Source organism: Bradyrhizobium sp., from assembly GCF_035309285.1.
Lineage (GTDB): Bacteria > Pseudomonadota > Alphaproteobacteria > Rhizobiales > Xanthobacteraceae > Bradyrhizobium.
The window spans coordinates 1-13,121 of sequence record NZ_DATGFH010000167.1; the positions used below are offsets into that span (position 1 = coordinate 1).

Below are 13,121 nucleotides of genomic sequence, written 5' to 3' on the forward strand. Positions count from 1 at the left end.
ATCTTCGAAAACCCCGTGAAAGCCCATGCGAACGGATATCTGCGGGATGCCTGAGTCAAAAGAAGGAATCAGCTCAGCAGCGCAACCGGCGCAAGCGCAAGCCCGCCAGCGCCGCGAGCAACGCCGGCACGACGAAGCTTGCGGGCACGAACGAGGCGGCGCGAAGCATGCCGTCATCTGCGGTCGCGCCCGATAGACCGCAGGCATTGCCAATCAAGCCAGCAACCGCGGCGCCAAGCGCGAAGCCGGTTTGCTGAATCGTCGGCACTGACGAGGCCGCAACGATCTCGTTGCCAATCCTTGCGCCCTGCATGATGCGGTGCGCGACGAAGGGCCAGCATTGGCCGATGCCGGCGCCCAGCAAGGCGATGGAGGGAATCAGCAGCCATAAAGTGGCGTGCGGTGTCAGGGCCGCGATCGCGATCAGGCCGAGGCCCATGATCAGCGGGCCTGTCAGCATCAGCCGCTCCGGCCAGGGCGTAGCGATCCCAGCCGTTGCAATGGAAGCGGTTGACCACGCCAGCGAGGCACTCGCGACCGCAAAGCCCGCAGCAAGCGGATCGAGGCCATGCAGCTCCTGCAGGAAGATCGGCACGTAGACCTGGAGCGGAGCGAAGCTGATGCAAAGCATCAGAGCCAGCCACGATCCGACGCCCGTCTGCGTCCACCAGGAGAACGCGTCTCTGGGCAATAGCGGAGCCTTTGCCGAACGATTGAGCCGCAGCATCAGCGCGAGACAGGCGATGGCGGCGCCGATCAGCCCCAGTTTGAGGAGCGCCGATGCGACCACCGACGCAAAGGACGTCGCGGCGATGGCGAGGCAGATCAGCGCGACGCGTCCGAACGGCACGCGCGGAGCCGGACCGCGAGAAGCCGCCTCGACTGCGGGCAGGGTCAAGAAGGCGGCTATCGCCAGCGCGCCGGCAGCGGCCGCGGAAGCAAGGAAAGCATGACGCCAACTGCCGAAATGGGCGAACAATCCGCCAACCAGCGGCCCCAACAGGACCGATACGCTCCAGCTCGTGGACATCATTGCGATGGTCCGGGGCCAGACCTGCTCCGGAAAGGTCCGGCGTATCAGCACATAAGCAACTGCCGCCTCCAGCCCGCCGCCAAATCCCTGCAGGAGCCGGCCTGCCACGATCCAGCCCATCGCAGGAGCTTGCGAGCAGATCAGCGCGGCGAGACCGAACGTCGTCACCCCGATGCAATAGACGGTCCGCGCGCCGGCCGCCGACGCCAGCATGCCGGCACAACTTGCGGCGACGATCGAGGAGGCGAGATAGGCCGTCGTCGGCCAGCTCAGCATGGTGACCCCGCCCAGCTCGCCGACGATGGATGGCAGCACGGTCGCCAGCATCAGTACATTCATCGACTGCAGCAGCACGCCGCCGAGCAGCACCGCAAGCGTCGGAAGCCATTCCCGCCTGAGCAGCGATGACCATCCCGGAGGGATCGCGCCCTGTTCCACCTGAGCAACCTCCCTCCGGTTCAAGCGCCGCATTTGCCGGCGATCCACATTCTGGCAGGCGCCCGTCGCTGTGCCTATCGCGTCGTCGCACCGACAAACGGTCGCGAACCGGAGGCTCCCGGTCGGTGGCTGAAGAGCACGCGAAAGCGCGAAAAACGGCAATCCGGAACGGGCCTGACGTTGCGCTCTGCCGCGTCAAATGAGCGCGGTTCGGCGAAAGCGGAACCAATGCGCCAAACCCGTCCATTGAGGTGTCATCTGCTCCGCCTAATATATTGAAGCGGCGCGTCTTTATTCCCACTTAACGAATTCCACTCAGGCTCAAAACGCGCTACCACGTCCACCCCGGGAACATGCCTGGCGGTCGCGAACGCTTTAAACGGGGCACTCGATGCTGGAAGCCATACGCAGAGCAATCTTGGTTCTGCGCCAGAAGCAAATCCTGCACCGGATGGGAGTTGCCATCAGCGTCACCGTGATCGGGATCGCCTGCTATGTGCTGTTTCACATCCTTCGCGGCATCGACGTCTTCGAGGTGCTGGAAGCCATCAAGAGCACCGAGACGCACCAGATCGCGCTTGCCGCGCTGTTCGTAGCCGCCGGCTATTTCACCCTGACATTCTATGACTGGTTCGCGGTGCGCGCGATCGGCCACGGCGAGCTGGCCTACCGCGTCAACGCGTTCGCCGCCTTTACCTCCTATTCGATCGGTCACAATGTCGGCGCCAGCGTTTTCACCGGCGGCGCGGTGCGCTACCGCATCTATTCCGCCTATGGGCTGAACGCGATCGACGTCGCAAAAATCTGCTTTCTTGCCGGTCTTACCTTCTGGCTCGGCAACGCCGCTGTACTGGGGCTCGGGATCACCGTTCACCCTGAGGCCGCCGCCTGGATCGACCAGCTTCCTGTCTGGCTCAACCGTCTGCTTGCGATCGCAATCATCCTGGCGCTGGTGGGCTATGTGATCTGGGTCTCGGCGGAGCCGCGTCATGTCGGCCGCGGTCCCTGGACCGTCGAGCTGCCGGGCGGCGCGCTGACGCTGTTGCAGATTGCGATCGGCATCGTCGACCTCGGCTTTTGCGCGCTTGCCATGTACGTGCTGGTGCCGGACGAGCCCAATCTCGGCTTTGTCGTGGTCGCCGTGATCTTCGTCTCGGCGACGCTGCTCGGCTTTGCGAGCCACTCCCCCGGCGGGCTCGGGGTGTTCGATGCCGCCATGCTGGTCGGCCTCTGGCAAATGGACCGCGAGGAGCTGCTCGCCGGCATGCTGCTGTTCCGCCTCCTGTATTATATTGTTCCCTTTGTCATATCTGTAATCTTGCTGACGTTTCGGGAAGTTATCCTCGGCGCCCGGTCGAAGCGCCTGCACCAGGCAGCGCTCGGGCTGGAAGCAGGTCCGGCGCGCGAAGCCGCCTATGTGCGAGAGCGCGGAGATACGGGCGCCTGACAAGACTTGAGACCGAAGAGGTTTGGGACCGAACCAGGGACGCTGCCGAGATGGCTGTAGAAGCTCCTTCATCGTCATCTTCGTTCTTTTCGCCGTGGCCGGACCGGTTGCGGCACTCCGCCTTCATTTTGGCGGTGGCCGCGGTCGCGCTCGCGGTGCTGGTTGTGTCCCAGGAATTGACGCCGTTGCGCGCCGCCGTGGTGTTTGTCTGCCTTGCCGCCGCCGCGCTGGTCCCCTGGCGCCTCAGTACGGAGGCTGCCTCGCGCGACGATGTCCGCGGTGCCAATCCGGTTGAAACGGCGGCAGTGAGCGCCGTCGTCGCCGGCATGCCGGATCCCGCGGTGCTGCTTGACCGCGCCGGCCGCGTTGTCCATCTCAATGCCGAAGCAGCGCAGCTTGCGCCGGCGCTGCGCAAGAACGAGCTCGCGCAATTTGCGCTGCGCTCGCCCGAGATCATCACCGCCCTGCGCGAGGCGATCGCAACAGGCGAGCCGCGCCGCGCCACCTATCTCGATCACGTTCCGGTCGACCGCTGGATGGAACTGATCATCACGCCGGTGCCGGTGCCGAGCGCCTTCGGCGGCAGCGAGAAATGCATGCTGATGACCTTCCACGACCAGACGCCGCTGCGCCGGGTCGAGGAAATGCGCGCCGACTTCGTCGCCAATGCGAGCCACGAATTGCGCACGCCGCTCGCCGCGCTGTCCGGCTTCATCGACACCCTGCAGGGCCCGGCCAAGGACGATGCCAAGGCGCGCGAGCGCTTTCTCACCATCATGCACGCGCAGGCCACGCGCATGGCGCGCCTGATCGACGATCTGTTGTCGCTGTCACGGGTCGAATTGTCGGCCCATGTGCGGCCCGACACCTCGATCGACATCGTTCCCATCATTCGCCAGGTCGCCGACGGGCTCGAGCCGCTTGCGCGCGAGCGCGGCGTGGTTGTCGAGATCGACCTGCCGGAGCGACCGGTCGCGATCGCCGGCGACCGCGAGGAGCTGCTCCGCCTGTTCGAGAATCTGATCGAGAACGCGCTGAAATACGGCGCCTCCGGCGGCAGGGTGATCGTCTCCCTGACCTCAACCATGACCAGCGAGGGCGCGCCCGAGATCCGTGTCATGGTGCGCGATTTCGGCCCCGGGATTGCGCCGGAACATTTGCCGCGGCTGACCGAGCGCTTCTATCGGGTGGACGTCGGCGACAGCCGCTCGCAGGGTGGAACCGGGCTCGGATTATCGCTGGTGAAACATATCCTTAACCGTCACCGCGGCCGGCTTTTGATCGAAAGCGTGCCCGAGCATGGCGCGACCTTCACCGCCTGCTTTCCCCAGCCAAAAGCCGCCCTTTTGGCCTAAACTATAGTCGAATCAATACATTAGTACTGTCATCCGACTGTCATCCAACCTTCGTAAAAGGAAAACCGACCGCTCCTAAACGGACCGGCGTGGGCGCGATCGGGCGTAAACGACGCTTCGCCCACCAGATGGAGATCAAGATGAAATTCGTTAAGGCAATCGTGGCTGCCGGTCTGGTAGCCGTGGCGACGCCGGCTTTCGCAGCGGACATCACGGGCGCGGGCTCGACCTTTATTTTCCCCGTCCTGTCCAAGTGGGCCGACTCCTACAAGAAGGATTCGGGCAACGGCGTGAACTACCAGTCGATCGGTTCTGGCGCCGGCATCAAGCAGATCCAGGCCAAGACCGTGACCTTCGGTGCGACGGACGCGCCGCTCAAGGTCGACCAGCTCCAGAAGGACGGCCTCGCTCAATGGCCGATGATCATGGGCGCGATCGTGCCGGTGGTGAACATCGACGGCGTGAAGGCCGGCGATATGGTGCTGGACGGTCCGACGCTCGCCGAGATCTATCTCGGCAAGATCAACAAGTGGGATGATCCCGCGATCAAGAAGCTCAATCCGAACGTGAAGCTCCCCTCGGCTGCGATCTCGGTCGTGCATCGCGCCGACGCTTCGGGCACCTCCTTCAACTTTACCGACTATCTCTCCAAGGTCAGCGCCGACTGGAAGAGCAAGGTCGGTAGGGGAACCGCCGTCGAGTGGCCGGTCGGCGTCGGCGCCAAGGGCAACGAAGGCGTTTCCGGCAACATCGCCCAGGCCAAGAACTCGATCGGCTATGTCGAGTACGCCTATGCCAAGCAGAACAAGCTGCCCTACACCGCGCTCATCAACAAGGCCGGCAAGACCATTCAGCCGACCAACGAAGCGTTCCAGGCGGCCGCTTCGAACGCTGACTGGACTCATGCGCCCGGCTACTACCTGATCCTCACCGACCAGCCCGGCGACAAGTCCTGGCCGATCGTCGCCTCGACCTTCATCCTGATGCACAAGGACTCGGTCGACAAGGCGGCGTCGCAGGAAGCACTCAAGTTCTTCAAGTTCGCCTTCGAGAAAGGCAGCAAGAGCGCCGAGGATCTCGACTACATCCCGATGCCCGACAACGTCGTCAAGCTGATCGAGAAAACCTGGTCGGCGGACATCAAGAGCTGAGCTCTTCTGTGACCGACGAAAACTCGACCTTCCCCCGAACCGGGGGAAGGTCTCGGACTTAACCTTGGGAAGCAGCTCGTTGAGTTGATTGATTCCACGACTCCGGGCATGCGGCTTCCTGGAAGCGCAAGCCGGCGTGCCGGGCCTCCCGCCGATAACAGGGAGGATAACCAGAAAGCGGGCTCACCGAACGCGGCCCGGATAGCGTAAGCCAGGGTAGACAGGGGATTGGCGTGGCAGACATGGCCGTTGAGACCAACGCGGGCGAAATGCTCGAAGCCGCCGGACCTTATGATCGCGCCAAGGCGCTGAGCGCGTTCAAGGCCGGTGACGTCACCTTCTACTGGATCACCCGCCTCTCGGCGATCTCGGTGCTGCTGATCCTCGGCGGCATCATCATCTCGCTGATCATCGGCGCATGGCCGGCGATGAAGGAATTCGGCTTTGCATTCCTGTGGACGGAGCGCTGGGCGCCCGAGGCCGATCCGCCGGTGCTCGGCGCGCTCGGCCCCGTCTATGGCACGCTGGTCACCTCCTTCATTGCGATGCTGATCGCGATCCCCGTCGGGCTCGGGGTGGCGATTTTCCTCACGGAGCTTTGTCCGCAATGGCTGCGGCGGCCGATCGGGATTGCGATCGAACTCCTCGCCGGCATCCCCTCCATCATCTACGGTATGTGGGGCTTCTTCGTGCTGGGTCCGTTCCTGGCCTATACGTTCCAGCCGTTCATGATCGGTCTGTTCGCCGACGTGCCCGGGCTCAACGTGGTGTTCGCGGGTCCGCCCTCCTATCTCAGCCTGTTCAACGCCTCGCTGATTCTCGCGATCATGGTGTTGCCCTTCATCACCGCGATCTCGGTCGACGTGTTCAAGACCGTGCCGCCGGTCTTGAAAGAGGCGGCCTACGGTGTCGGTTGCACCACCTGGGAGGTCGTCCGCAGTGTCGTCATCCCCTATACGCGCGTTGGCGTCATCGGCGGCGTCATGCTGGCGCTTGGCCGCGCGCTTGGCGAGACCATGGCGGTCACCTTCATCATCGGCAATGCGTTCCGCATCAACGGCTCGATCTTCTCGCCGGGCACTACGATCTCGGCCGCGATCGCCTCCGAATTTGCCGAGAGCGACGGATTGCATCAATCCTCCCTGATCCTGCTCGGTCTCTTGCTGTTCGTGCTGACCTTCTTCGTGCTGTCCGCCGCGCGGCTGATGCTGCTGCACCTCGAACAGAAGGCGGGGAAGTAAGATGAGCGTCAATCCGATCTATGCCCGTCGTCGCCGCAAGGACATCTTCGTACGCTGGCTTTGCCTCGGCGCCGCCCTGTTCGGCGTGACCTGGCTAGCATCGATCCTGGTCACGCTGCTTTACCACGGGCTGACCGCACTCAGTCTTCAGCTCTTCACCGCGGATACCCCGCCGCCGGGTTCGACCTCGGGCGGCCTGCGCAACGCGATCATCGGCTCGGTCATCATGACCGTCATGGGCGTGGGCATCGGCGCGCCGCTCGGGCTGTTCGCCGGCACCTACCTCGCCGAATACGGCAAGCACGACAAGCTCACGTCGGTGATCCGCTTCATCAATGACATCCTGCTCTCGGCGCCGTCGATCATCATCGGCCTCTTCATTTACGGCTTCATCGTGGTGCCGATGGGCGGCTTCTCCGCGATCGCAGGCTCGCTCGCGCTCGCCGTGATCGTGATCCCGGTCGTGCTTCGCACCACCGAGGACATGCTGGCGCTGGTGCCCAATCCGTTGCGCGAAGCGGCGAGCGCGCTCGGGCTGCCGCGTTCGCTCGTCATCAAGCGCATCGCCTACCGCGCGGCGCGCTCCGGCCTGATCACCGGCGTGCTGCTCGCGACCGCGCGCGTCGCCGGCGAGACCGCGCCGCTGTTGTTCACCGCGCTTTCCAATCAGTTCTTCAGCCTCGACCTGACCAAGACGATGGCCAATCTTCCGGTCACCATCAACAACTTCGTCCAAAGCCCCTACACCTATTGGCAGGAGCTCGCCTGGAGTGGCGCGCTCCTGATCACCATGACCGTGCTCGCACTGAACATCGGCGCGCGCGTGCTCGGCGCCGAGAGGAGCGCAAAATGAACGACCTGTCCGTTTCCGTAAGTCATCCCGCCGCGCAAGCGCCCCTTCCCGAGGCTTCCGCGAAAGTTACCGCGCGCAACCTCAATTTCTATTACGGCGAGCATCAGGCGCTGAAGAACATCAACCTGACGCTCGGCACCAACCGCGTCACCGCCTTCATCGGTCCGTCGGGTTGCGGCAAGTCGACGCTGTTGCGCATCTTCAACCGCATGTACGACCTCTATCCAGGCCAGCGTGCGGTCGGCCAGCTCATGCTAGACAACACCAACATCCTCGACCCCAAGCTCGACCTCAACCTGCTGCGCGCGCGGGTCGGCATGGTGTTCCAGAAGCCGACGCCGTTCCCGATGACGATCTACGAGAACATCGCCTTCGGCATCCGCCTCTATGAGAAGATCCCCAGGTCAGAAATGGACGGCCGCGTCGAGAAGGCGCTGCGCGGCGGCGCCCTGTGGAACGAGGTCAAGGACAAGCTCAACGCCTCGGGCCTGTCGCTCTCGGGCGGCCAGCAGCAGCGCCTCTGCATCGCCCGCACGGTCGCCGTGCGGCCCGAGGTGATCCTGTTCGACGAGCCCTGCTCGGCGCTCGATCCGATCTCGACCGCCAAGATCGAGGAGCTGATCCAGGAGCTGTCCGAGAACTACACGATCGCGATCGTGACCCATAACATGCAGCAGGCCGCGCGCGTCTCCGACAAGACCGCCTTCATGTATCTCGGCGAGCTGATCGAGTTCGACGAGACCAGCAGGATCTTCACGTCCCCCAGCGACCGCCGCACCCAGGACTACATCACCGGCCGCTTCGGTTAGGAGAACAGGATATGGTTTCTGAACACACCGCAAAGGCGTTCGACAGCGACTTGCAGGAGCTTACCCGCCTGGTCGCGGAGATGGGCGGGCTTGCCGAGCGCATGATCGTCGATTCCGTCGATGCGCTGGTGCGCCGCGACGTCCAGCTCGGCCAGCGCGTGGTTGCGGCCGACGCCGAGATCGACGCCCTGCAGCACACCATCGAGGAGCGCGCGGTGCTGACGATTGCCCGCCGCCAGCCGATGGCCGTCGACCTGCGCGAGATCGTCTCCGCCATGCGCGTCGCCACTGATCTGGAGCGGATCGGCGACCTCGCCAAGAACATCGGCAAGCGCGTCGCGGCGCTCGAGAGCGATTTCCATCCGCTGAAGCTGATCCGCGGGCTGGAGCACATGACCGACCTCGTGCAGTCGCAGGTCAAGACCGTGCTCGACGCCTATGCGGCGCACGACCTGCCGGCGGCGATGAGCGTCTGGAAGGGCGACGAGGAGGTTGACGCGATCTGCACCTCGCTGTTCCGCGAGCTCTTGACCTACATGATGGAGGATCCGCGCAACATCTCGTTCTGCATCCACTTGATGTTCTGCGCCAAGAACATCGAGCGGATCGGCGACCACGCCACCAACATCGCCGAGACCGTATTTTACATGATCGAAGGCCAGCAGATCCTCGACAAGCGCCCGAAAGGCGACATGACGACCTTTGCGACCACGGTTCCCGGCAATTAGGACCAGGACGATCAGGAGAAAGTGACACCATGGGCGCACGCATTATGGTGGTGGAAGACGAGGAAGCGCTGACCACGCTGTTGCGTTATAACCTCGAGACCGAAGGCTACGAGGTCGAGACGGTCACGCGCGGCGATGACGCCGATACGCGGCTGAAGGAGCGCGTGCCCGACCTCATCGTGCTCGACTGGATGCTGCCGGGCCTGTCCGGCATCGAGCTGTGTCGGCGGCTGCGCGCGCGGCCCGAGACCAGGCAGCTTCCAATCATCATGCTGACCGCGCGCGGCGAGGAGAGCGAGCGCGTGCGAGGACTGGCGACCGGCGCCGACGACTACATCGTCAAACCCTTCTCGGTGCCGGAGTTGCTCGCGCGCGTGAAGGGCCTGCTTCGCAGGGCGAGCCCGGAGCGGCTCGCCACCGTGCTCGCCTATGGCGACATCGAGCTCGACCGCGAGAAGCGCCGGGTGGCGCGAAGCGGCCGGCCGATCGATCTCGGGCCGACCGAATACCGCCTGCTCGAATTCTTCCTGGAGCATCCGGGCCGGGTGTTCTCGCGCGAGCAGCTCCTCGACAGCGTCTGGGGCCGCGACATCTATATCGATGAGCGCACCGTCGACGTGCATATCGGCCGCCTGCGCAAGCTGCTCAATCCGGGCCGCGAGCAGGACCCGATCCGCACCGTGCGCGGCGCCGGCTACGCGCTGGACGACCGGTTCGCGAAGGCGGAGTAAAGCTCCGGTACGAACAGCAATGACGACGGCTCACAAAAAAACATCCCCGCTTTCGCGGGGATGTTTTTTCATTCTCGGACTTTCGCCTACCGCTGCGCCGGCGGCTTCGCTGTCTGGCGGCGGCGATCGGCGGCCGGCTGGTAGGCGATGCGCGAGTGATGCGCGCAATAGGGCAGCCCCGGCAGCGCCTTGCCGCCGCAGAAGAAGAAATCCGGGCTCGCAGGATCGCCGACCGGCCAGTGGCAGGTGGCTTCGCTCAGTTCCTGGAGCGACAGCCGCTGGCTCATCGGCACCACATTGTCGTAGGCGATCGGATCGGGCTCGAGCTCGACCTCGAAGGCCTGGGCGAGTGCGGTATTGCCGCGCGAGATCGGGCGGGCCACCCGCATCATGTGCTGGGCGGGGCGGGCCTTGCGCGGGCGCGGCGCGGCCGAAGCCGGGCTCTTGGCGCGGCCGGAAAGCCCCAATCGGTGCACTTTGCCGATTACCGCATTTCGCGTCACATTTCCGAGCTCCGCGGCGATCTGGCTCGCGGAAAGGCCGCTCTCCCAGAGCTTCTTAAGCTGCTCGACGCGTTCGTCGGACCAGGTCAATACCGTCATCGCATTCTTCCTTCGCTTAAGCACCACCCGCGGGCGGCTGGCGGTGCTGCGATGCCAAATCTCCAAAAATCCCTGTACGCAGAATCCCTTAGCCCTCGCCGAGCGCAGAAAATGCGCCCGGACGTTTACGCATAACGACCAGAACTCCTTGGGATCAGAACTGCCGCACGAGATGTCGTACCCGACGGACAAGACGCTACAATATGGCGTGACTCTCGCGCAAGAGTCAGGGCTTGCAGTCCACATGTTCCGTTCGTCCGGTGATTGCAATGGCTTTATCCACCACACCGGTATCTCACGGACTCGACATCGGCGAGAAAGCGCTGCTGCGCAGCATTGACAGCGACTGCCTTGCGCATACAATGTTCCAACGTGCCGCCCTGAAAAGGCGGCACGTTTCGTTTTCGACCGCGGGTCATCGATGCGGCAACGCCAGTGCGCGCATCGGGGCAAGCCCAACATTCAAGTGCAACCATTAGAGTGAAGCCCATGAGCACCAGCGCCCCGTCGCATCTGCTTCCTGTTTTCGCCAGGGTCGATCTCGGCTTCACTCGCGGCGAAGGCTGCTATCTGGTCTCAACCAGCGGCGAGCGCTATCTCGACTTCACCTCGGGCGTCGCGGTGAATGCGCTCGGTCACGCGCATCCGCATCTCGTCAAGGCGCTGCAGGAGCAGGCAACGAAACTCTGGCACATGTCGAACCTGTTCAAGAGCCCGGACGGCGAGATTCTGGCCGCGCGGCTCTGTGAGCAGAGCTTTGCCGACTTCGTGTTCTTCTGCAATTCCGGCGCGGAGGCGATGGAAGGCGTGATCAAGCTGGTGCGCCATTATCACTTCTCCAGGGGGCACGGCGAACGCTACCGCATCATCACCTTCGAAGGCGCCTTCCATGGTCGCACGCTCGCCACGCTGGCTGCGACGGGATCTGCGAAATATCTCGAAGGCTTTGGTCCGCCGATGGATGGCTTCGACCAGGTGCCGCATGGCGATCTCGAAGCGGTGAAGAAGGCGATCGGCCCCAACACCGCCGGCATCCTGATCGAGCCTGTGCAGGGCGAGGGCGGCGTGCGCGGAGCGCCGGTCAGCTTCTTCAAGGCGCTGCGCCAGCTCTGCGACGAGCACGGCTTGCTGCTTGCCTTCGACGAAGTGCAGACCGGCATGGGCCGCACCGGCGATCTCTTTGCCTATCGCCGCCTCGGCGTCACCCCTGACGTGATGTCGCTTGCGAAAGCGCTCGGCGGCGGTTTTCCGATCGGCGCGGTGCTCGCGAGCGCGGAAGCGGCCAGGGGCATGGCGCCCGGCTCGCACGGCTCGACCTTCGGCGGCAACCCGCTTGCGGTCGCAGCCGCCAACGCGGTGCTCGATGTCATGCTGAAACCCGGCTTCTTCGATCACGTGCAGAAGATGTCGCTGCTGTTGAAGCAGAAGCTTGCCTCCGTCGTCGACCGCTATCCGTCGGTCTTGTCGGAAGTGCGCGGCGAGGGCTTGCTCGTCGGCGTCAAGGCCGTCGTTCCCTCCGGCGATCTCGTCACCGCGCTGCGTGAGCAGAAGCTGCTGACCGTCGGTGCCGGCGAAAACGTCGTGCGCTTCCTGGCGCCCTTGATTGTCACCGAAACCGAGATCGAGCAATCCGTGCAAGCCCTCGAGAGCGCCTGCGCCGCGCTCTCGGCAAGTCATTTGAAGGCCGCGGGGTGATGACCAAGCCGCGCCACTTCCTCGACATCAGCGAGCTGCCGCTTTCCGAGCTCCGCAACATGCTCGCCGCCGGCCGCGCCATGAAGGCGAAGCTGAAGGCTCAAGAAAAAAATGGCGAGACGGCGAAGAAGCCGCTTCAAGGCAAGACGCTGGCGATGATCTTCGAGAGGCCCTCGACGCGCACGCGGGTTTCGTTCGACGTCGGCATGCGTCAGCTCGGGGGTGAGTCGATCATGCTGACCGGCGCCGAGATGCAGCTCGGCCGCGGCGAGACCATCGCCGATACCGCGCGCGTGCTGTCGCGCTATGTCGACGCCATCATGATCCGCATCCTCAACCACGAGGCGCTGCTCGAGCTCGCAGCTCATGCCACCGTGCCCGTCATCAACGGGCTGACGAGGCGCTCGCATCCCTGCCAGGTGATGGCCGACGTCATGACCTTCGAGGAGCATCGCGGCTCAATCGAGGGCAAGACAGTGGCCTGGACGGGCGACGACAACAACGTGCTGGCGTCCTGGGCGCATGCCGCCGAGCGCTTCAAGTTCCAGCTCAACGTCGCAACCCCTCCGGAGCTCGCGCCGAAAAAGGCGATGCGCGACTGGATCAAGGACACGCGCGCGCCGATCGTGCTCGGCAACGATCCCGAGGCTGCCGTGAGCGGCGCAGACTGCGTCGTCACCGACACCTGGGTGTCGATGGGCGACAAGGATGGCGAGCATCGCCACAATCTGCTCAAACCCTATCAGGTCAACGCCAAGCTGATGTCGCTTGCGAAGCGTGACGCGCTGTTCATGCATTGCCTGCCCGCGCACCGCGGCGAGGAAGTCACCGACGAGGTGATCGACGGCCCGCAATCGGTGGTGTTCGACGAGGCCGAGAACCGCCTGCATGCGCAGAAAGGCATTCTGGCCTGGTGTTTCGACGCGGTGGGGTAGTCGCGTCATCGATCAGTGCAGATTTTTCACTCGTCATGCCCGGGCTTGACCCGGGCATCCATCAAGACAAGCAAGACTCCTTGCCAGGTGATGGATGGCCGGG

12 protein-coding genes are annotated in these 13,121 nt (G+C 64.0%); 10 read left to right on the forward strand and 2 right to left on the reverse strand.

Going from position 1 to position 13,121, the window contains the following annotated elements; translation table 11 throughout:
• Nucleotides 1-73: 73 nt before the first annotated feature.
• On the reverse strand, nt 74-1,471 hold the full coding sequence (locus VKR55_RS29305; RefSeq protein WP_324408885.1) for an MFS transporter: 1,398 nt from the start codon (nt 1,469-1,471) through the stop codon (nt 74-76).
• Between the two features lie 391 nt (nt 1,472-1,862).
• Between VKR55_RS29305 and VKR55_RS29310 the strand changes: the two genes are divergently transcribed.
• The 8 genes from VKR55_RS29310 (at nt 1,863) to phoB (ending at nt 9,786) form a co-directional block, all read left to right on the forward strand.
• Nucleotides 1,863-2,918 (forward strand): putative bifunctional lysylphosphatidylglycerol flippase/synthetase, encoded by a 1,056-nt coding sequence (locus VKR55_RS29310; protein ID WP_324408886.1) that lies wholly within the window; start codon nt 1,863-1,865, stop codon nt 2,916-2,918.
• Nucleotides 2,919-2,968: 50 nt separating this feature from the next.
• On the forward strand, nt 2,969-4,273 hold the full coding sequence (locus VKR55_RS29315) for an ATP-binding protein (protein WP_324408887.1): 1,305 nt from the start codon (nt 2,969-2,971) through the stop codon (nt 4,271-4,273).
• 140 nt (nt 4,274-4,413) lie between these two features.
• Nucleotides 4,414-5,424 (forward strand): phosphate ABC transporter substrate-binding protein PstS, encoded by a 1,011-nt coding sequence (pstS, locus tag VKR55_RS29320; RefSeq protein WP_324408888.1) that lies wholly within the window; start codon nt 4,414-4,416, stop codon nt 5,422-5,424.
• 242 nt (nt 5,425-5,666) lie between these two features.
• Entirely contained in the window at nt 5,667-6,665 is a 999-nt protein-coding gene (gene pstC, locus VKR55_RS29325) for a phosphate ABC transporter permease subunit PstC (RefSeq protein WP_324408889.1), read from the forward strand.
• Between the two features lies 1 nt (nt 6,666).
• Nucleotides 6,667-7,518, forward strand: coding sequence for a phosphate ABC transporter permease PstA (gene pstA, locus VKR55_RS29330; protein WP_324408890.1), 852 nt, complete (start codon nt 6,667-6,669; stop codon nt 7,516-7,518).
• Nucleotides 7,515-8,327 (forward strand): phosphate ABC transporter ATP-binding protein PstB, encoded by an 813-nt coding sequence (gene pstB / locus VKR55_RS29335; protein ID WP_324408891.1) that lies wholly within the window; start codon nt 7,515-7,517, stop codon nt 8,325-8,327. The genes pstA and pstB overlap by 4 nt, the downstream gene beginning before the upstream one ends.
• Before the next feature lie 11 nt (nt 8,328-8,338).
• Nucleotides 8,339-9,055: a phosphate signaling complex protein PhoU gene (gene phoU, locus VKR55_RS29340; RefSeq protein WP_324408892.1), complete on the forward strand. Its 717-nt coding sequence runs from the start codon at nt 8,339-8,341 to the stop codon at nt 9,053-9,055.
• A 29-nt stretch (nt 9,056-9,084) separates the two neighbouring features.
• Complete coding sequence (gene phoB, locus VKR55_RS29345; protein ID WP_324408893.1) at nt 9,085-9,786, forward strand: phosphate regulon transcriptional regulator PhoB; 702 nt, start codon at nt 9,085-9,087, stop codon at nt 9,784-9,786.
• A gap of 86 nt (nt 9,787-9,872) precedes the next feature.
• On the opposite strand, the gene VKR55_RS29350 is transcribed toward phoB, so the two are convergent.
• On the reverse strand, nt 9,873-10,388 hold the full coding sequence (locus VKR55_RS29350) for a GcrA family cell cycle regulator (RefSeq protein WP_324408894.1): 516 nt from the start codon (nt 10,386-10,388) through the stop codon (nt 9,873-9,875).
• A gap of 489 nt (nt 10,389-10,877) precedes the next feature.
• Between VKR55_RS29350 and VKR55_RS29355 the strand changes: the two genes are divergently transcribed.
• Both VKR55_RS29355 and argF read left to right on the forward strand, forming a co-directional pair.
• A complete protein-coding gene (locus tag VKR55_RS29355; protein WP_324408895.1) occupies nt 10,878-12,083 on the forward strand; it encodes an aspartate aminotransferase family protein in 1,206 nt (401 codons plus the stop codon).
• Nucleotides 12,083-13,018, forward strand: coding sequence for an ornithine carbamoyltransferase (argF, locus tag VKR55_RS29360; RefSeq protein ID WP_324408896.1), 936 nt, complete (start codon nt 12,083-12,085; stop codon nt 13,016-13,018). The genes VKR55_RS29355 and argF overlap by 1 nt, the downstream gene beginning before the upstream one ends.
• Nucleotides 13,019-13,121 lie beyond the last annotated feature (103 nt).